At 71.0% G+C, this 18666-nt stretch carries 17 protein-coding genes; 11 read left to right on the top strand and 6 right to left on the bottom strand.

The window, feature by feature from the left end:
• The first annotated feature begins 7 nt into the window (after nucleotides 1-7).
• From PYR72_RS22680 to PYR72_RS22645, 8 genes are all read left to right on the top strand, one after another.
• Nucleotides 8-2110 carry a peptidoglycan DD-metalloendopeptidase family protein gene (locus PYR72_RS22680; RefSeq protein ID WP_275457008.1) on the top strand — a complete coding sequence of 701 codons (2103 nt, stop codon included), beginning with the start codon at nucleotides 8-10 and terminating at the stop codon, nucleotides 2108-2110.
• Between the two features lie 64 nt (nucleotides 2111-2174).
• Nucleotides 2175-3575, top strand: coding sequence for a PQQ-binding-like beta-propeller repeat protein (locus tag PYR72_RS22675; RefSeq protein WP_275457007.1), 1401 nt, complete (start codon nucleotides 2175-2177; stop codon nucleotides 3573-3575).
• A 49-nt stretch (nucleotides 3576-3624) separates the two neighbouring features.
• Nucleotides 3625-5355 carry a type IV secretory system conjugative DNA transfer family protein gene (locus PYR72_RS22670; protein ID WP_275457006.1) on the top strand — a complete coding sequence of 577 codons (1731 nt, stop codon included), beginning with the start codon at nucleotides 3625-3627 and terminating at the stop codon, nucleotides 5353-5355.
• A gap of 11 nt (nucleotides 5356-5366) precedes the next feature.
• Nucleotides 5367-6161 carry a hypothetical protein gene (locus PYR72_RS22665; protein WP_275457005.1) on the top strand — a complete coding sequence of 265 codons (795 nt, stop codon included), beginning with the start codon at nucleotides 5367-5369 and terminating at the stop codon, nucleotides 6159-6161.
• Between the two features lie 64 nt (nucleotides 6162-6225).
• A complete protein-coding gene (locus PYR72_RS22660; RefSeq protein ID WP_275457004.1) occupies nucleotides 6226-6729 on the top strand; it encodes a hypothetical protein in 504 nt (167 codons plus the stop codon).
• A 153-nt stretch (nucleotides 6730-6882) separates the two neighbouring features.
• Nucleotides 6883-7278, top strand: coding sequence for a hypothetical protein (locus PYR72_RS22655; protein ID WP_275457003.1), 396 nt, complete (start codon nucleotides 6883-6885; stop codon nucleotides 7276-7278).
• Nucleotides 7275-8519, top strand: a complete 1245-nt coding sequence (locus PYR72_RS22650) for a zeta toxin family protein (RefSeq protein WP_275457002.1) — start codon at nucleotides 7275-7277, stop codon at nucleotides 8517-8519. Before PYR72_RS22655 ends, PYR72_RS22650 begins: the two co-directional genes overlap by 4 nt.
• Before the next feature lie 508 nt (nucleotides 8520-9027).
• Nucleotides 9028-10185 carry a substrate-binding domain-containing protein gene (locus PYR72_RS22645; RefSeq protein WP_275457001.1) on the top strand — a complete coding sequence of 386 codons (1158 nt, stop codon included), beginning with the start codon at nucleotides 9028-9030 and terminating at the stop codon, nucleotides 10183-10185.
• Between the two features lie 114 nt (nucleotides 10186-10299).
• Here PYR72_RS22645 and PYR72_RS22640 read toward each other — a convergent pair whose 3' ends face one another.
• Genes PYR72_RS22640 through PYR72_RS22630 form a run of 3 tightly spaced genes read right to left on the bottom strand, consistent with a single transcriptional unit; the run spans nucleotide 10300 to nucleotide 13654 of the window.
• Complete coding sequence (locus PYR72_RS22640) at nucleotides 10300-11166, bottom strand: transglutaminase family protein (RefSeq protein ID WP_275460490.1); 867 nt, start codon at nucleotides 11164-11166, stop codon at nucleotides 10300-10302.
• A 5-nt stretch (nucleotides 11167-11171) separates the two neighbouring features.
• Nucleotides 11172-12107, bottom strand: coding sequence for an alpha-E domain-containing protein (locus tag PYR72_RS22635; protein WP_275457000.1), 936 nt, complete (start codon nucleotides 12105-12107; stop codon nucleotides 11172-11174).
• Complete coding sequence (locus PYR72_RS22630) at nucleotides 12104-13654, bottom strand: circularly permuted type 2 ATP-grasp protein (protein WP_275456999.1); 1551 nt, start codon at nucleotides 13652-13654, stop codon at nucleotides 12104-12106. Before PYR72_RS22630 ends, PYR72_RS22635 begins: the two co-directional genes overlap by 4 nt.
• Nucleotides 13655-13958: 304 nt before the next feature.
• Between PYR72_RS22630 and PYR72_RS22625 the strand changes: the two genes are divergently transcribed.
• Nucleotides 13959-15020: a LuxR C-terminal-related transcriptional regulator gene (locus PYR72_RS22625; protein WP_275456998.1), complete on the top strand. Its 1062-nt coding sequence runs from the start codon at nucleotides 13959-13961 to the stop codon at nucleotides 15018-15020.
• Here the strand turns inward: PYR72_RS22625 and PYR72_RS22620 are convergent.
• Genes PYR72_RS22620 through PYR72_RS22610 form a run of 3 tightly spaced genes read right to left on the bottom strand, consistent with a single transcriptional unit; the run spans nucleotide 14977 to nucleotide 17989 of the window.
• The gene (locus PYR72_RS22620) at nucleotides 14977-15978 is read right to left on the bottom strand and encodes a helix-turn-helix transcriptional regulator (RefSeq protein WP_275456997.1); all 1002 of its coding nucleotides are present in this window, start codon (nucleotides 15976-15978) and stop codon (nucleotides 14977-14979) included. The genes PYR72_RS22625 and PYR72_RS22620 overlap by 44 nt on opposite strands.
• Complete coding sequence (locus PYR72_RS22615) at nucleotides 15975-16970, bottom strand: LuxR C-terminal-related transcriptional regulator (protein WP_275456996.1); 996 nt, start codon at nucleotides 16968-16970, stop codon at nucleotides 15975-15977. Before PYR72_RS22615 ends, PYR72_RS22620 begins: the two co-directional genes overlap by 4 nt.
• Nucleotides 16967-17989: a helix-turn-helix transcriptional regulator gene (locus tag PYR72_RS22610; protein WP_275456995.1), complete on the bottom strand. Its 1023-nt coding sequence runs from the start codon at nucleotides 17987-17989 to the stop codon at nucleotides 16967-16969. Before PYR72_RS22610 ends, PYR72_RS22615 begins: the two co-directional genes overlap by 4 nt.
• 104 nt (nucleotides 17990-18093) lie before the next feature.
• Between PYR72_RS22610 and PYR72_RS22605 the strand changes: the two genes are divergently transcribed.
• Both PYR72_RS22605 and PYR72_RS22600 read left to right on the top strand, forming a co-directional pair.
• Nucleotides 18094-18288: a hypothetical protein gene (locus PYR72_RS22605; protein WP_275456994.1), complete on the top strand. Its 195-nt coding sequence runs from the start codon at nucleotides 18094-18096 to the stop codon at nucleotides 18286-18288.
• Between the two features lie 5 nt (nucleotides 18289-18293).
• On the top strand, nucleotides 18294-18629 hold the full coding sequence (locus PYR72_RS22600; protein ID WP_013001918.1) for a hypothetical protein: 336 nt from the start codon (nucleotides 18294-18296) through the stop codon (nucleotides 18627-18629).
• Nucleotides 18630-18666: the final 37 nt, after the last annotated feature.

Raw genomic sequence — 18666 nt, 5'->3', positions numbered from 1 at the left:
GCCCGCCATGGTGGCACCTGCCGTACTGGCGGCCGCGGCGAAGGCCGCGAAGGTCGCCAAGACCGCCAAGGCGGCCGGTCAGCTGGCCGCCGGCGCCCGCGGCTCCAAGGGCGGCGGCGGAGGTGGCGGGGGCAAGAAGAAGAGCACCTTCAAGTGGTGGATCTTCCTCGGCGGCGGCGGAGGTCTCGCCGTCGCGGGCGTCTGTCTCGTCCTGCTGCTCATCGGCAGCATGATCGGCGGCGTCGGCAACGGTGCCACGAATGCCGCCTGCGGCGACTACGCCGACAACGCCGAAGCCGGTAACACGGGCGACGCCGCGGCCACCAACCCGGTCATGCCGGCCGGCAAGATGTACATGCCGAGCGAGACCGCGCGCAACGAGATACCGCCGAAGATGATCCTCGCCTCGATGCGTGCCGCCGCCCGCTACGACGGCCTCGACTGGACGCTCATCGCCGGGCAGATGTACCAGGAGACCAAGTACGGCCAGGACCCCTCGGCCGCGCCCGGCGGCGCCAACTCCCTCGGTTACATGGGCATTCTGCAGTTCGGCAAGCCGGCCTGGACGGACTACGGGGACGACGGCAACGGCGACCGCGAGAAGGACCTGTACAACATCGACGACGCGGCCTACGCCGCGGCCAACTTCCTGCACGCGAAGAAGGCGGAGACCCAGCCCTTCAAGGCGCTGCAGATCTACTCGGGTTCGGTCGCCTCCAACACCATCTACCCTCGCGTCGTCCTCACCCAGGCGGCTCGCTACCGGGGCGCGCTCACCGGCGACAAGGACCTCATCAAGCGCTGGTACGTCCATCTCAAGGAAACGATCGAGAAGAACCCCGGCTTCCCCACCCTGGGCAAGCAGTCGGACATCCCGGAACCGGTCGGCAACGACGCCCAGCCCGACAAGGCTCTCAGCATCGCCGCCACCTCGCCCCGGTCCTGGTCGACTCCGCCTCTGAAGGGGGAGAGCGAGGAAGTCGTCTCCGCCATGGCGCCGGTCGCGCACACGGTCATGGGCGGCACGGACATGACGCCGGTCTCCTTCCCCGGCGCCAAGCCGCCCGCCACCACCGGCAAGGACTGGCAGTGGCCCATGAAACGGGGCACCTACCAGGTGGGCACGCCGTACCACAAGAACGGCAACATGTGGAGCCTCGGCTACCACACCGGTCTCGACCTGGTAGCCACCAGCGGCACGCCGATCTACGCCCCCGCCGACGGCAAGGTGGTGGCCGCGGGCCCCGGCGGCTCGTACGGCAACATGACGAAGCTGCGGCACGCCGACGGCGTCATCACGCTCTACGCCCACCAGACCTCGTTCAACGTGTCCGTCGGCGACTCCGTCGAGCGCGGCCAGCAGATCGGCACGGTCGGCGCGACCGGCAACGTCACCGGCCCCCACCTGCACTGGGAGGTCCTCGTCCCCGGCGTCGACAACCCCTTCGTCGGCGGCCAGGACCAGGGCCCCGGCATGGTCGACCCCGCGGAGTGGATGGCGGGCCGGGTCACGGCCAACCCCGACTACGGCACGGTTCCCGGATCCGACTCCGACGACAGGTCCAAGGACGCCGAGTACGCGGACTGCGCGAAGGGCGGCAGCGGCGCCGCCGTGGCACCCGACGGCGCGGGCGCCTCCGGCGTCCTCCCCGACTCCGACGACCCGGTGATCCGCGCGGTCCTCGGCTGGGCGCAGCGCGGCGTCGGTGTCCCGTACGTGTACGGCGCGCCGCGGCTCCAGGGCCAGAACCCGCGCAGCTTCGACTGCTCCAGCTTCACGCAGTGGGCGTACTACATGGCCAGTGACGGGAAGATCGACATCGGTGCCACCACCCACGTGCAGGAGCCCCGCCTGGAGAAGTACGAGGTGTCGCTCTCCGAGGCCCAGCCCGGTGACCTGATCTTCTTCCGGCCCGAGGGCGACGGACTGTCCGGGCACGTCGGCATCGTCTGGGACCCCAAGAGCAAGAAGATCATCCACGCCCCGCGGCCCGGCAAGAACGTCTCCTTCAGCACCTGGGACGTCCAGGACAAGATCACGGGCGTCTACCGCGTGCCGATCCCGGCGGGCACGAACGCGGTCGAGGGCGACGGCAAGGCAGAGGCGTAGAGCCCGGGGCAGCCCGTGGAATCCGCCCCGATTCTCCCCATCACCGTACGGAGCAAGGAAGTTGATGAAGATACGCACCGGTCTCGTCGTCGGAACCGTCCTGTCCCTGGGACTCGTGACCGGCTGCGGCGGCGGGGACGGCGACGGCGAGTCGGGTACGAAGGCCACCGGCCGCCCGAAGGCGTCCGCGTCGGCCTCCGGGGCCGGGCAGCCCGTCTACAAGGGTGAGCCGGTCCCGGGGCTGGCGGCGAAGCCGGCCTGGAGCCTGGCGCGGAAGGGCGGCAAGGCCTACGAATGCGGCGGCGACACCGCCTACGACAGGACCGACCACCTCTTTGGCACGGACCCTGAGCGGATCTGCCAGGTGGGGGACGCCTTCCTCCTGGTCCAGGACCTGACCGCGCCGGAGGACGAGTCCGAGGCGGAGACCCGGACGGCGCACTTCGTCGCCCACCTCTACGACGCGGCGACCGGCAAGGAGCGCAAGACCTTCACCGTGAAGTGCGACTACGACCCGGCCGACGGTGACGGTCCCTCCCTCAGCGGCCACGTGCAGGTCGGGCAGTGGAAGGACGGCTCCCCGGCCTTCCTGGTCCGCACGTGCGCGAACACGAAGGCGAGCGGCCTGAAGGCGGCCACCGTCAAGACCACCTACACCATGTACGACCCCAGCGGCGCCGAGCTGGGCAGCTCGACGTTCACGGGTGAGGACAGCGTCGGTCTGCCGGTGATCCGGGGACATGTGAAGACCGACGACAGGGTCACCTTCGTCCCGGTCGGCGGCGGCAAGGAGTTCGTGCTCGACAAGTACCTGGCCGAGAAGGAGATCTACGGCAGCGGCCAGGGCTACGTCGACGACGACCACGGGCTCTACACCCCCCTGCGGCTGATCGACCGCACCACGGGCAAGCGCGTCTGGAGCACGGGGGACGAGGTCGAGCAGCCCGACGAACTGCGCGACATGGACGGGGAGTACGAGGACGGGCGCAGGACTCTCTTCCCCCTTCGGGGTGACCAGGCGACGCTCGTCTGGTCACCGCGGACCAGCGGCGACGATCTGATCACCACGGTCGACCTGCCGACCGGACGCACCCTGGCGGTGGGGCCGGCCGTCGAGGTCGGCCTGGCCTCGATCGACCTGGCCGAGATCGTCGTGTCTCCCGACGGCGAGACGGCCGTCGCCAACTTCGGCGAGGGCGCCCTGGCCTGGAACACACAGACCGGCGCCGAGCTGTGGCGGCAGGAGGCGGACGACAAGGACATCAAGCCGCTGGTGATCACCCCCGGCGGCGTCCTGTACGCGACGCTCGACGACGGCGAGACCGCGGCCCTGGACGCCGGGACCAAAGAACTGCTCGGCATGGTCCCCGAGGAGGCCGAGGCGCCCGCGGCGTTCACGAGCAACGGCTACACGCTCGTCGACACCTCCGAGGGCCTGTTCGCCTTCGAGGCCGGGAAAGCCTGACCGCCATTCCCGAGCTTCGCCCCCACCCCCAGAAAGGACGGACCCGCGGGTGACCGCAGAACAGCAGAAGAAGCCCCGCGCCGAGGACGACTGGACGATCGAGATCGTCATCGTGGTCGCGATCGTGCTCCTGGGGGTCGTCGGGGCCTGGCTCGCGGCGAAGATCGGTGCCCCCTTCGCGGACGCGCCGGCCCCGGCCTCGAACCCGTTGACGTTCCTCGTCGCCCTGGTCAAGGGCGACTACAGCTGGCCGGGGTCCCCGGCCAGTGCGGTGGCCGCCGCGGAGGCTCTCCTGCTCGGCGTTCTCGGGACCGCCGTGTACCGCGTGGTGCGTCGGTTCAGGAAGAAGCCCAAGGTGGACGGGGCGGCCCAACACCTGGCCAAGGGCGAGGAGTTGGGCAAGCTCACCATGAAGGGCGCGGCGGCCACGGCCGAGCGGCTCGGCGTGCGGGCGCGGACACCGGGCGTGTTCATCGGACGGTCGGTCAAGGGCAGGCAGCCGCTGTTCGGTTCGTACGAGGACATGCACGTCGACATCTGGGGCCCGCGCACCGGAAAGACGACCCGACGGGCGGTTCCGGCGATCCTCGACGGGCCCGGCGCGGTCCTCGTCACCTCCAACAAGCGGGACATCGTGGACTCCACCCGGGGCCCCCGCGCCGCGCGCGGCCCCGTGTGGGTCTTCGACCCGCAGCAGGTCGCCGCCGAGGCGCCCAGCTGGTGGTGGAACCCGCTGTCGTACGTCACCGACGTGGCCAAGGCACGCAAGATGGCGGACCACTTCGCCAGCGGCTCGCGCGACGCCAACGCCTCCACGGACGCCTTCTTCGACCCGGCCGGCCAGGACCTGCTCGCCAACCTCCTCCTCGCCGCCGCCTGCGGCAAGATGCCGATCACGCAGATCTACACCTGGCTGTCCAACCCCAAGGACGACACCCCGGAGCGGATCCTGCGCGGCTCGGGGCACACCATGGCCGCCGACGGGCTGAACGGTGTCCTCACCGCCCCCGACAAGCAGCGCAGCGGCATCTACGGCGTCGCCCAGCAGATGGCGTCCTGCCTGATCAACCCCGAGGTCAACCGCTGGGTGACCCCGCCGGCCGACCCGAACGCCCCCGAGTTCGACCCGCACGCCTTCGTCCGCACCACCGGCACGCTCTACTCCCTGTCCCGCGAGGGCCGGGACTCCGCCGGACCGCTCGTCACCGCGCTCACCGTCGCCGTCGTCGAGGCGGCCGAGGAGTACGCCACCACCCAGCGCGGCGGCCGGCTGGCGCTGCCCCTGGTCGGCGTCCTCGACGAGGCCGCCAACGTCTGCCGCTGGCGCACCCTGCCCGACCTGTACTCCCACTACGGCTCGCGCGGCATCATCCTCATGACCATCCTCCAGTCCTGGGCCCAGGGCATCGAGGTCTGGGGCGAGCGCGGCATGGAGAAGCTGTGGTCCGCCGCGAACATCCGCGTCTACGGCGGCGGCGTCTCCGACACGCGCTTCCTGGGCGACCTGAGCGAGCTGGCCGGCGAGTACGACCAGCGCGAGTACCAGGCGAGCCGTGAGTCGGAGTTCGGCGGCTGGAGCGGCAACCGCACGGTCAGCGAGTCGGTCAGCCGCCAACGCGTCCTCGGTGTCTCCGACCTCGGCGCGATGCCCCCGGGCCGTGCCCTCGTCCTCGCCTCCGGCACCAAGCCGGTCCTCGTCGAGACGATCCCGTGGTGGGAGGGGCCCCACGCCCAGGAGGTCCAGGCGTCCCTGCGGAAGTACGACCCCGGGGCGCGCTGATGGGGGCGGTCATGGGCATCGCGATGGGCGGTGTGCTCGGGCTGACCGTTCCGAACCGGCCCGATCTCATCAGGGACCAGGTCATCACCTGGCTCCAGCGCGCCCGTACGACGCTGGGCCTGCTGGCCACCGTGTGGCTGGTGATGGCCTACCCGCTGCGGAAGGGGCGCGAGGAGTTCGTCCTGGACAAACTGGAGAACCTGGCGGCGGGCTGCGCGATCATGCTCGGCGCCGGGGCCGTCGGGGTCACGCTCTTCATCCTCGCGGCGCGCTCACCGCTGGGGAGCGTGTACACACGGCGCCTCGTCGGACCGTTGACCGTGATAGGGCTCATCGTCCTCGGGATCGGCCTGTGCTGGCTCGCGGTCCTGGGGCTGCGCGGCGACATCGTCTCCGACGCGGACATCGGCCGGTTCGACATCACGTTCGGCTTCTTCGGCGAGACGGCCGGCACGGCGATCACCGGTCTGGTCGTGCTGGCGCTGCTGTTCGTGGGAGCCATCACGTGTGTCGTCGTCCTGCTCGTCTCCGTCGTCACCACGCTGCTGGTCACGTTCATGGCGCTGAACTCCTGCTTCCGCACCGCCGACGTCCACGAGCTGCTCCCCGCCCTTCTCTCCCCGCTCCTGGTCTGGTCCCTCTTCGCCCTCAGCCTCTCCGACACCCCGGACGTGGCCGCCCCGCCCGCCGTGATCCTTTCCTTCCTCCTGGGCGGCCCGCTGACGGTGACGGCCCTGTCCGTATGGGAGGTACGGCGGCTGCGCGTCCGCTACGGAGTGACGTTGCGGACGGCGCTCGGCCGCTGAACCATTCGTCGTGGGGCAACGTCTCACCAGGGGAAACGCAGAAGTCGCCGAAGGGGAGGCACGCATGGCCATGGTCGGGCTGTTCTGGATCGCCGAGGACGGTGGGGTGTACGTCGGGGCGCAGCCGGAGGGGTTCGGGCCCGGGGTGCGGCTCACGCGGGACTGGGTGGAGGGGCTCGGGACCGGGCAGAGCGCGGTGTGGGGCTGGTCGGAGATCCGGTCGATGGCCGTGCGGTACGTACGGGTCCGCTCCAGCGCCCGGCTGCTCGCCACCTCGGCCGTCGACCTCGTCACCAACGCCGTCGTGGGCGGCGGGGACGCCGCGGCCACGTTCGAGGTGCACCTGGAGACCGCCGACCGGACGGTCGAGCTGAACACCCAGTCGGCGGCCGCCCTCGGCGGCTACGTCCAGTCCGAGTACGACCTCTCCGTCACGTTGCTGGAGCGCATCGTGGCCGGTACGGCGGAGGTGGAGACCTTGGCGGACTGGGGCCGCGCCCACGCCGCCGAGGGCACCCCGCGACGCGAGGACCGGGAGGCCCTGCTGCGGGAGTGGAGCGGCGGCTGAGCCGTGGGGGCGGTGCGTCGGACCGCCGGTGGGCGTCCCACCGCCGGCGGGGCGTCACACGGCGGTGGGCGCGGGGAAGTTGCCGGGAACCCGGTCCCGGCCGCCCGCCGTCCCCCATCATGACCACGGGACACCGGGACACCGGAGGGACACATGACCGCACGGGACACACCGCACGACGCTCCACGGGACGACGCCCGCGACACGGCAGACGGCACCACGGACGGCACGGCACGCGGCACGGCACGCGGCCACGGCATCTCCGTGACCCACGACCTGGAGGCGCACGACTGGTCGAACGAGGAGACGGCCGCGTACGAGGCGGCGATCGAGGCCGTCAACGGAGCGGTCGGCGCGTACAGCGCGCAAATTGCGGCGGAGGAGGCCAAGAGCACCCCCGACGCCGCCGTCATCGAGGCCGCGCGCGCCGCGCAGGGGCGGCTGGCGAAGGAGCGCGAGCGGCTGCGCTCGGCGGACCGTGAGCAGATCGCCGAGGCCCGCGCACGCTACGCCCGGCTCGCCCGCGAGGTCCTGGCGAGCCTGGCATGACCGATCCCGCCGAGCGCACGACCCGTCCGGGCGCCGCGGTGCCCGAGCCGCCCACGCGCGCGATCGATCCCGCGGAGGTGGAGCGGTACCGGCTGTCCGACGCCGAGAACCGGCGGATTTTCCGCGAGCGGATCGTCCCCGACCTCCTGGCGGGCCGCGCCGGGCAGGCGACGCCCACCGTGGTGTTCCTGATCGGCCAGCCCGGCGCCGGCAAGAGCCGGGTCACCGAGATGGTGGCCGGCGCCCTGAACCGGCACGGCGGCTTCGCGGACGTCGACAGCGACCTCTACAAGCCGTACCACCCGGCGTACGCCCGGCTGATGGCCGAGGACGACACGCTCATGGCCGCCTACACCCGGGCCGACGGGCGGGCCTGGATGGCCCAGGCGGAGGCGTACGTCCGTGAGCACGGTCTGCACGCGATCATCCAGGAGACCTCGCAGAACGCGGCGGCCGTGGAGGGGAAGATGCGGGCGTACCGGGACTCCGGCGCGCGCGTGGAGGCCCTGTTCATGGGTGTGCCGCAGGCGATGAGCAACCAGGGCATCGTCAACCGGTACTTCGAGCAGCTCGCCGACCGGGGGCAGGGGCGGCTGACCGTGCAGTCCAATGCCGACGAGTCCTACGCCGGCATCCTCGAACTCGCCGACCGTGTCGACCGGGGTGCCCTCGCCGACCTCGCGAGCGTCTACCGCCGGGGCGAGAGCAAGCCCCGCTACGGCAACGCGCTCGACGGCGCCGGCCACTGGACCGGCCCGCCGGAACTGCGCCAGGCGCTCGCCGCGGAACGGGCCCGCCCCTGGACGCCGGCCGAGAGCGACTCGTTCGTCGCCACGCAACTGCGCCTGCGGGAGACCGCCCGGGCACTGGGCCCCGAGTGGCCGGGGCGCCTCACCCGCATCGAGGACCAGGCCCGCCCCCTCCTCACGGCACCGGCCGCGGCACGTCTGCCCGCACCGACGGCACCGCCCGGACCGACGGCCGCGACTTCACCGACGGCGTCTCCCGCCTCGCCCTCGCCGTCTCCCTCGCCCTCTCCCTCGTCCTCGCCGACGGCCGCCGCCGCGCGCTCCCGCAGCACCCCTCGACCCGGCGCCCCCGGCACCCCGCAGCCCCCGAGCCAGGGCCAGGGCGGTCAGGGCCCGCGACCGGCCCCCGGCGTCGGCCCCGGCTCCGCTTCCGGCCGGGCGACGCCACCGCAGGGACCGAGCGGCCCCGACCCCGGCCGACGCGGCAGATAGCAACCCCCGGCCACGACCACACCTGCCCCCACCCTCGCCCGGCGTGAGGTCCGCCACCCCCACCCTCCGCCCCCTCCGCCCCCTCGCCCGGACCGGCCCCCGGCACTCCGCCGGCCGACCCGGCGTACCGGCCCGGCTCCCCGTGCCGGGGCGGTCGGCCGGGACCGTCCCGAACCCGTGGCCCCCCACCCCGCTGACCTGCCACCCCATCCCCGACGCCCCGCGGAACCCCCCGCCCGCCCCCACCGCGTACCCTCTCCGCCCCCAACGCCCGCCCGCACGGAAGCCGTTCATCGAGAGCGACATTTCGCCCCTACCGTGGACCCGCGCCCCGTGAAGGGCGGGCGGCGACAGCGGAAGCCCTTTGCTTTACCCTCTTCACACCGAGACCACACAAGGCTGTTGTCATCTCGTTAAGTGATGGGTCCTTGACGCTGAGGTGGTCACCGCGTTGGCTTTCAGCCACATGGGTCGCAGGTGCTGCACCCACGCCCGGAAGGCCCTTGATGTGAACGCCCGTACCACCCGCAACACCCCCGGCACTCGTATACGTCGTCGCACCACCGCATTGCGCCGCACCGCCACCGCCCTCGCCGCCTCCGCGGCGGCCGTCTCCCTCGCCGCCTGCGGGGTCGTGGACGTCGGGGGCAGCGCGGAGGCCAGCCCCACGAAGGGCGACGACATCACGGTGGGCGTGCTGTTCCCCGACAAGGACACCAAGCGGTACGAGCAGTTCGACTACCCCAACATCAAGAAGAAGATCGCCGAGCTCACCGACAACAAGGGCATCACCAAGTACGCCAACGCGGAGAAGGACCCGGAGACCCAGACCGGGCAGATGAAGCAGATGGTCGAGGACAAGGTCGACATCATCATCGTCGACGCCGTGGACTCCAAGGCCATCGCTCCCGCCGTGCAGTCCGCCCACGACGCCGGCATCCCCGTCATCGCCTACGACCGCCTGGCGCAGGGCCCGATCGACGGTTACGTCTCCTTCGACAACGAGCTGGTCGGGCAGGTGCAGGGCCGCTCGCTGGTGGAGGACCTGGGCGACAGCGCCGCCAACAAGATCGTCATGATGAACGGGTCGCCCACCGACCCCAACGCCGCCATGTTCAAGGAGGGCGCGCTCTCCGAGCTGCAGGACAAGGTGACGATCTCCGAGACGTTCGACACCAAGGACTGGGACCCGGTCGTCGCGAAGGCGAACATGGAGAAGGCCGTCGCCAAGCTGGGCGCCGACAACATCGACGCCGTCTACGCCGCGAACGACGGCATCGCCGGCGCCGTCATCGACGTCCTGAAGACCGCCGGTGTCGCCAAGGTGCCGCCGGTCACCGGACAGGACGCCGACCTGGACGCCGTGCAGCGGATCCTCACGGGCGACCAGTACATGACCGTGTACAAGTCGTTCCCGACGCAGGCCGCGGCCGCCGCCGAGATGGCCGTCGCCAAGGTCCAGGGCCGCTCCATCGAGTTCGACGCCCTCGCCAAGGACAGCATCGACTCCCCGACCACCAAGAAGATCCCGGCCCAGCTGGTGCCCCCGGTGGCGCTGACCAAGGCGAACATCAAGGACACGGTCGTCGCCGACGGCATCTACACGGTCAAGCAGATCTGCACCTCGGCCTTCAAGGCCAGGTGCCAAGCGGCCGGCCTGGAGTAACCCCCGACGGGCCGGGGCCCGACGGACCGGAAGCCCGACGAGCCGGGGGCCCTGCCCCCGGCCACCGGAACCCCGTACAGGTCCCTCCCTGCCCTCCCTGCCCTCCTTGCCCTCTCAGGCCACCCGCGTGAACTCGATCGTCACCTCCGGCGGCCCCCCGGCCACCCCCCGGTAGACGCCCTTGTGCGGGGTCACGTCGTCGTAGTCGCGGCCCCGGCCGACGACGACGTGGGACTCGTCGGCGGGGACGCGGTTGGTGGGGTCGTAACCGGTCCAGTCGCCCGCCCAGTACTCGATCCAGGCGTGGCTCTGCCCCGCGACGGGCCGGTGCAGCTCGGCCTCGCGTTCGGGGTGGAGGTAGCCGGAGACATAGCGGGCGGGCAGGCCGAGGGCGCGGAGCATGCCGAGGGTGAGGTGGGCGATGTCCTGGCAGACACCGGCCCCCTGCTCCCACGCCTGGGCCGCGCTGGTGTGCACCCCGGTCGCGCCGGGCACATAGGCCACCTGGTCGGCGACCATCGCCGACACCGCCGTCGCCGTCCCGTGCACGTCGAGGCCGGCGGACACCTCCCGGGCTTGGTCCAGCAGCGCGGCCGGCAGGGTCGTACGGCCGGTCGCGGCCAGGTACTCCAGCAGACGGGAGTCCGCGCTCGCCCGGTGGACCTCCGCCCACCCGGGCGCGTCCGGCAGCGGCTCCGGCGGGGCCGTCTCCACCAGGCTGGTCGCGGTGATCGTCAGGTCGGAGTGGGGCTCGATGAGGTCGAAGCCGGTGACCTGGGTGCCCCAGTAGTCCCAGTACGACCAGGTCGGCGTCGAGGGGTTCACCAGCACCCGGGCGTCCAGGGTGGTCTGGCCCGGCAGGGTCAGCGGGGTCATGCGGACCTCGTTGTGGGAGGAGGCCGCGGGCTGCGCGTACGCGACGCGGGTGATGTGCCGGATGCGCAGGCGCCGGGTGGCGTGCGTCGCGGGGGGCGGGGTCATCGTGCTCACGCGCCTTCCTGGGCCCATTCGACGGGCCCCTGGTACGGGAAGAACTTCTCGGCCACCGCCTCCGCCGAGGCCATGCACGCCTGCTGCAGATCCCGCAGCAGCGTCGGCAGGCCCGCCTCCAGGGACTCGGAGTCGAGGTATTCGAGGTGGGTGCGCAGGGCGCCGATCGGACGGCGGGCCGGGTCCTGGCGGGGGCGGCCGAGCGCGGCCAGGCACTCCTCCGCCGTGGTCAGCGCGTGCAGCGCCGAGCGCGGGAAGTCCCGGTCGAGGAGCAGGAACTCGGCGACCTTGGGGCTGTCGCCGAAACCGCCGTGCACCCGCGCGTACGCCTCGTCGGCGCCGCTCGCGCTCAGCAGGGTCGGCCAGTCGGGCGCGTGCGCCGCGTCCAGCACCCGTACCGACAGCAGCCGTACCGTCATGTCCACCCGCTCCAGGCTGCGGCCCAGCACCACGAACCGCCAGCTGTCGTCGCGGCTCATCGTGGAGTCCGCGAGCCCGAAGAAGAGGGCCGCGCGACGCCGTACCAGCTCCAGATAGGCGTACGGGCCGCCCGTGCGGCGCGCGGCGGTGCGCTGGTCGGCGAGGGCGTGCCAGGTGGAGTTCAGGCACTCCCACATCTCCGACGACACCGCCTCGCGGGCGCTGCGCGCGTTCAGCCGGGCCGCCCCGAGCGCGCCCTCGATGGAGCCGGTCGAGCGGGCGTCGAAGGCCAGCCGGTCCAGGACCTGCTGCATGTCGCAGGGCCGGCGGGGCGCGTCCACGCCGAGGATCGCGTACAGCGAGCGGCACGCCGCGTCCTCGTCGCGCCAGGGGTCTTCCAGGAGGCGGTGGAGGTAGGCGTCGAGGATGCGGCCCGTCGCGTCGGCCCGTTCCACGTACCGTCCCGTCCAGGTCAGGGCCTCGGCTATCCGGGAGAGGATCACGTCGTTCACTGCTGCTGCGCCCCTTCCTGTACGACCGTACGCGTGCCGTCGGGGCCGAGCTGGCGCGGCGCCTTCTCCGGCAGCGGGCCCGGTCCGCCGGTCTCCTCGGCGTGCCGCTCGGCGGGGCCCTCGGCGAGCACCCAGGTGTCCTTGGAGCCGCCGCCCTGGCTGGAGTTGACGATGAGGTTGCCCTCCTGGAGGGCCACCCGGGTCAGTCCGCCGGGCAGCACCCACACGTCGCTGCCGTCGTTCACGGCGAAGGGCCGCAGGTCGATGTGGCGGGGGGCCATGCGTTCGCCGGCGAGGGTGGGGGAGGTGGACAGCGCCACCGGCCGTTGCGCGATCCAGCCGCGCGGATCGGCCCGTACGGCCTCCCGGGTGCGCTCCAGGGTCTCCCGGTCCGCCTTCGGCCCGATGACGATGCCCTGCCCGCCCGCGCCGTCGACCGGCTTGATCACCAGCTGGTCGATCTGGTCCAGGACGGCCTCCAGCTGCCCGGGTTCGTCCGGCCGGAAGGACTCCACGTTCGGGAGGACGGGCTCCTCCCGGAGGTAGTAGCGGATGAGGTCGGGGACGTAGGTGTAGAGGAGCTTGTCGTCCGCGATGCCGTTGCCCACCGCGTTCGCGAGGGTGACGTTCCCCGCCATCGCCGCGCTCATGATCCCCGGGCAGCCGATCACCGAGTCCGGCCGGAAGTGGAGGGGATCGAGGAAGTCGTCGTCGAGCCGCCGGTATACGACATGGACGGGCATCTCCCCGCGAGTCGTCCGCATCCACACGCGGTTGCCCCGGCAGACGAGGTCGTGCCCCTCCACCAACTGCACGCCCATCAGCCGGGCCAGCAGGGCGTGTTCGAAGTAGGCGGCGTTGTTGGGGCCGGGGGTGAGGACGACCACGCGCGGGTCGCCGACACCGCCGGGCGCGGCGGCCCGCAGCGCGGCGAGCAGCCGCTGCGCGTAGCCGTCGACGGGCACCACGTGCTGCTCGGCGAAGAGGGACGGGAACACCCGGGTCATCGCGCGCCGGTTCTCGATGACGTACGACACCCCGGACGGCACCCGGACGTTGTCCTCCAGCACCCGGAAGTCGCCCGCCTCGTCGCGTACGAGGTCGATGCCGGCGACATGGATACGGACCCCGCCCGGCGGTTCCACCCCGTGCGCGGCCCGGTGGAAGTGCGGGGAGTTGAGGAGCAGCCGCCAGGGCACGACACCGTCCTCGAAGGCCCGGCACGGCCCGTAGGCGTCCGCGAGGTACGCCTCCAACGCCCGTACGCGCTGCGCCACTCCGCGCTGGACGAGGTCCCATTCCAGGGCGTCCAGGATCCTCGGCACCAGGTCCAGCGGCCAGGGCCGCTCCTCGCCCGCGAAGGCGTACGTCACGCCCCGGTCGGTGAACGCACGGGCCATCTGGTCGGCCCTGAACCGCAGTTCGCCCGGCTCGATGGGCCGGAGCGCCGCCAGCACCGGCTCATAGGCGGTCCTGACCTCACCCGGCCGCTCAAACATCTCGTCCCACGCGTCGGCCAACGCGTAGGCGTCAAATATGTCCGCCATGGCCCGACGGTAAGCGCGCTCCGTAACACCCCGGTCACCGACACGTTTCCGCCACCTTGCGGCGGCGATCGCGACCTGCGGAAACGGAGGGTTTGACGTACGGCCGGGCGGGGGAAGCGCGGGTTCCGTGCGCCCCGCCCGCGCGAACTTCAGCTTATTGCAGCGCGCACTACCTGAGGGGTGGAGAGAGCGGTACGTATCGTCCGTCATCCGGACGTAAACAGGGTGGTGCTGTGTTGCGGTGTCGGTGCGGGCCGCGCATAGTTGCGCTGCGAACAGGTCGGAACCGGGGGTGGAGTGGGTGATGGCCGGGCACGCGACCGAGGAGCATCCGCACGGGGCCGACCGGCTCTGCGCGGCCGGGGACCGCGTGTACTCCCGGGCCGTACGCCGGGGCCGGGTCCCGCGCGAGGACGCCGACGCCGTGCCCTGTCTCCTCGAACTCGCCCTGCTGCACCCCGACCCCGACGACATGGGCTGGCTGGTGCCCACCTCCCCGCAGGAGGTCATGACCCGGCTGCTGCGCGGTGTGCACGCCGAGGTCAGCGCCAGCCAGGCACGGATGGGCGCGGCGGTCGACGCCGTCGAGTGGTACGCGGGACTGGGCAGTTCGCGGATGCGGACGCCGGCGGAGAGTTCGGCGATCCGGGTGCTCGACGGGCTGGCCCGGATCCGGGCGGCGATCGACGAGGCCACCGACCGCTGCACCGCGGAGGTGCTGACCGTGCAGCCGGGCGGCATCCGCCGCGAGGACGAGCTGCGCGAGGGGCTGCACCGGGCGCTGGCGATGTGCCGCCGCGGGGTGCGGATGCGGGACCTGTACACGCATGTGGCCCGGCACGGGCAGGGCCTGCACAACTACATGGAGCTGATGGGGGAGTCGGCGGAGGCCCGCACCCTGGACGAGGTCGTGGAGCGCCTCATCGTCTTCGACCGGACGGTGGCCTTCATCCCCGCCAACACCGACCGCACGATGGCCCTGGAGATCCGTCACCCGGCGCTGGTGGAGTACCTGGTCACCGTCTTCGAACGGCTCTGGCGCCTCGGTGTCCCGCTCGCCGCGTCCCTGCCGTCGGCCGGCGTCGCGGGCATCACGCACCGGGAGCGGTCCATCGCGGCGCTGCTGGCGGAGGGCCACCAGGACGCGGTGGTCGCCGAGCGGCTGGGCATCAGCGTCCGCACCTGCCGGGCCCACATCGCCCGCCTCTCCGAGCGCCTGGGCGCGGCCAGCCGCACCCAACTGGGCGTCCGTATCGCCGAGGCGGGCCTCGACGGGCCGCCCCGCATCACCCCACCGGACGACCTCCCTGCCCTCCCCTCGTCTACGCTCCTGGCTCCTGCTCCAGAATCCCCGACCGCCCGATGAGGAACCCGAGCTGAGCCCTGCTCTCGCTCCCGAGCAGCGCGGCGAGCTTGGCAATGTGGACGCGGGCGGTACGGACGTTGAGTCCGAGTCGGCTGGCGATGACCGCGTCGGTGTGACCTTCGACGAGGAGCCGGGCGATCGCGTGCTGGCGCCGAGTGATGCCGTTGACCACGGGGAGCTGGACGGCCTTGGGGTACATGGGCGTTGCCAGTTGCCAGAAGCGATCGAAGACGGTGACCAGATACTCCACCAGCGTCGGGTGTCGGATTTCCAGAGCCAAGGTCCGCTCGGTGTCCGCCGGGATGAAGGCCACCGTGGCGTCGACGAGGATGAGGCGGTCGGTGACCTCGTCCAGAGTGCGCGCCTCGGCATTGCCGCGTAGTTGTTCGTAGCGGGCAACGATGAGAGGGGAGTGCCGGAGGGTGTGCGGGTAGAGCGTACGGATGCGGGCCCCTCGGGTCAGCATGGCTTGATCGCGGCCGAGGGAGCCGACCTGCCCCTCCTGGCCACGCCGACCGTGTTGGTGGGTGTGCGGCTGGATGCAGAGCATTTCCCGGGTCGCCTCAGCCATGGCCTTGGTGATGGCGGCGTTGATCTGCTCGACGCCGCTGAGCAGGGTGATCGCCCGGGATCCGGTGTCGGCCGGTGCCGTCCGATGCTCCGCGATCCGCAGCAGCGGCTCGAATGCTGTTGCCAGTCGTTCCTCACGGCGTCTTTCCTCGGCGACCCGGTCCTCGATGTTGCGCAGCAGTCGGTACAGGGCGTTCTCCGGGGCGGCTGGCGCTAACCAGGACGGGTCCCCGATCACGGGGTGCAGTAGTCCGGCATCGATCAGACAGGGCACGGCCTTGGCATCGTCGTCGCGTATCCGTCCCTCACGCAGGGCGCGTGCGTACAGCTCAGTGCCGGCCTCGCATATGTCGTCCGTCGTGTGGACCTGGTGTCCTCCCGTGCTCACTGGTCCGTGTCCTCCTGCTTGAGAATGCCGGACCTGGCGATGAGGTAGCCGAGTTGGGCGCGACTTTCGCTGCCGAGGGTGGCGGCGAGTTTGGCGATGTGGACGCGGGCGGTGCGGACGTTCATGCCGAGGCGGTCGGCGATGGCGGTGTCGGTGTGGCCTTCGATGAGGAGGGCGGCGATGGCGCGTTGGCGGGGGGTGATGCCGTGGATCGTTGAGGGCTGGACCGCATCGGGATACATCGGGGTGGCCAGCCGCCAGAGGCGGTCGAAGAACGTGGCGAAGTATCCGACCAGGGCTGGCTGGCGGACCGCCAGAGCGGTGGAGCCGTCCTTGTCACCGGAGATGAAGGCGACTTCGCCGTCGACGACGATGAGCCGGTCGGTTATCTGGTCGAGCGTGCGTGCCTCGGTGTCGCCCTTCAGTTGCTCGTAGCGCGCGAGGACCATGGGAGCGTAGCGGAGGGTGTGCTGGTAGAGGGTGCGGATACGGCAGCCGCGGTCCAACAAGGCCTGGTCACGGTCCAGTGCGACGGTGTGAGCGGCCTTGGTGGCTTCAGGGCGGCCGTGGTATCCGGTGTGGGGCTGGATGGAGAGGAGTTCCTGGGACGCGTCGGCCATGGCCTCGGTGATGTCCCGGTTGATTTGCTCCCTACCGCTGAGGATTTTGATCGTCGGGATGTCCGCCGCTGCCGTAGAGCCGATTCGCATCAGCGGCTCGAACGTTGCGATCAGCCGTTCCTCGCGGCGCCGCTCGTCGGCGATGTGCTCCGCGGTGCTTCGCAGAAGGCGGTGGAGGGTGGTCGCCGGGGCCATGGGTACCAGCCAGTCCGTGTCCTCGACGTTCGGGTGAAGCAGACCGAAGTCGATCAGGCACGGAGTCCCGAACACGTCCTCGGCGTGAACACGTCCTTCACGTAGGGCTCGGGCGTATAATTCCGCACCGGGCTCGCACAGTTCCTCGAAACGGTGGGACAGGTGTGCAGGACTCACTCTTGCGATCCCTCCTGCTTGAGCATCCCCGACTGGGCTATGAGATAGCCGAGTTGGGCCCTGCTGCCACTCCCCAGCGCCGTCGCCAGCTTGGCTATGTGGGCCCGGCAAGTACGGACGTTCATGCCGAGGCGGCGTGCTATGGCCTCGTCGACGTGGCCCTCCACGAGCAGTTTGGCTATGGAGTGTTGGATATCCGTGATGCCGTCAGGGGCTGTCTCATAGGGGGCGCCGGCGTTCAGCGGGACCGAGCGGCCCCACATGAACTCGAAGACCTTGATCAGGTAGCGGACGAGGCCAGGGTGGCGCAACTCCAGGGCCACCTGCCGGTCGTCCCGGACAGGGATGAAGGCCACAGTCTCGTCGCAGATGATGAGCCGCTCGACGAGCTCGTCGATGGTGCGTATCTCCACCTTGCCGTCGCCGATCTGATCGACGTATGCCAGCCGCTCGGGGCTGTATCGGGCTGTGTGTTGGTAGAGGGTGCGCAGCCGCACACCGCGTTCGATCAGTGGCCGGTCGCGCTCAAGACCCTCGATGAGCCGCTGTTCGGGTCGGCGGCGACCGCTCGGCTGGACTGTCAGCATCTCCGTCCGACACTCGGCGGTGGCGAGATCAAGGGCCGTGTTGATGCGGTCCAGGCCCTCCAGGACCGTGATCGAGTGGGTGGGCGACGAGCCTTGGGCGGTGAGCGCCATGAAGGGTTCGAAGGCCTCGGAGAGTTCGATCGACAGCCGTCGGCGCTCGCTGATCTCGCGTTCGAGGGGGTTGAGCCGCTGCGCCAGGGCCACCAGCGGGGCAACTGGGCGCAACCAGCCGATGTCGTCCGGGTCGGGGTGGAGGAGGGCGAACTCCATCAGACAGGGCGCGGATTCCACATCCGCGCGGGCGATACGTCCCAGCCGCAGGGCGTTCGAGTAGAGGCGTCCGCCTTCCTCGCACAGCTCGGTCACTGGATGGAGATGCGTCGCTTTAGTTCGATCTGTCATCAAATCTCCACCCCCCAGGGTCCTGAACATGCAGGAACATGATGCATCGATTATGTGGCCATGACGTGCCCGAATGAGTCATCGTCGTACCCGACGGGGGAAGAGGGGACCTTCAAGTGAGGACGAAGCCGACTATGCGTACCAGAATGCTTCGCTCGGTGCTTGTCGCCGCCTTCTCCACGGTTGTGGCTTTCGAAGCGCTGAGCGGCTTTTCCGGCGTGGAGAGTGGTGATCGCCTGGCGAACGGTGACGAGGTGTCGACTGCCGTGGTGGCAGTGCAACCCGGCGGCACCGCAGATACTGGCGAACAAGACAGCGTCTGGGACTGACTGACATGACCACTCCTCCCGACGACCGTTCCTTCCGCCGCGAGATGGCCACCGCCTATCGCTCCGGTTGGCACTTCATCGACCTGGCCACCGCCATCCCCCACAGCGGTGACTCGTTGATGGTGACCGTGTTCGGCGAACCGGTGGTGGTGACCCGGGACGAGGACGAGGACATCCGGGCGTACCGGTGTCTGCGGCGACCGCGCGGCGCGCCGCAGCCAGTGCGGTGTGCCGTTCGGTACGGGATGGTCTTCGTCAATCTCGACCAGCGCGACCACCGGCTCGCCGAGCCGGAGACCCCGGCCTCCACGGCCGTTACAGCCACCCCCCGCAGTGCCTGAAGCGATTCCCCCGTCGTTTCAAATCGCTCAGGCGCTT

This window comes from Streptomyces sp. VNUA24, from assembly GCF_029167005.1.
GTDB classification, from domain to species: domain Bacteria; phylum Actinomycetota; class Actinomycetes; order Streptomycetales; family Streptomycetaceae; genus Streptomyces; species Streptomyces scabiei.
Note: the sequence above shows the minus strand (reverse complement) of the source record. Positions and strands in the feature narration are given on the sequence as shown.

Coding starts and splice junctions, on each gene's coding strand:
- PYR72_RS22680 (WP_275457008.1), top strand. CDS start 8: ATGGTGGCACCTGCCGTACTGGCGGCCGCGGCGAAGGCCGCGAAGGTC.
- PYR72_RS22675 (WP_275457007.1), top strand. CDS start 2,175: ATGAAGATACGCACCGGTCTCGTCGTCGGAACCGTCCTGTCCCTGGGA.
- PYR72_RS22665 (WP_275457005.1), top strand. CDS start 5,367: ATGGGCATCGCGATGGGCGGTGTGCTCGGGCTGACCGTTCCGAACCGG.
- PYR72_RS22660 (WP_275457004.1), top strand. CDS start 6,226: ATGGCCATGGTCGGGCTGTTCTGGATCGCCGAGGACGGTGGGGTGTAC.
- PYR72_RS22655 (WP_275457003.1), top strand. CDS start 6,883: ATGACCGCACGGGACACACCGCACGACGCTCCACGGGACGACGCCCGC.
- PYR72_RS22650 (WP_275457002.1), top strand. CDS start 7,275: ATGACCGATCCCGCCGAGCGCACGACCCGTCCGGGCGCCGCGGTGCCC.
- PYR72_RS22640 (WP_275460490.1), bottom strand. CDS start 11,166: ATGACCCCGCCCCCCGCGACGCACGCCACCCGGCGCCTGCGCATCCGG.
- PYR72_RS22630 (WP_275456999.1), bottom strand. CDS start 13,654: ATGGCGGACATATTTGACGCCTACGCGTTGGCCGACGCGTGGGACGAG.
- PYR72_RS22625 (WP_275456998.1), top strand. CDS start 13,959: ATGGCCGGGCACGCGACCGAGGAGCATCCGCACGGGGCCGACCGGCTC.
- PYR72_RS22610 (WP_275456995.1), bottom strand. CDS start 17,989: ATGTTCAGGACCCTGGGGGGTGGAGATTTGATGACAGATCGAACTAAA.
- PYR72_RS22605 (WP_275456994.1), top strand. CDS start 18,094: ATGCGTACCAGAATGCTTCGCTCGGTGCTTGTCGCCGCCTTCTCCACG.
- PYR72_RS22600 (WP_013001918.1), top strand. CDS start 18,294: ATGACCACTCCTCCCGACGACCGTTCCTTCCGCCGCGAGATGGCCACC.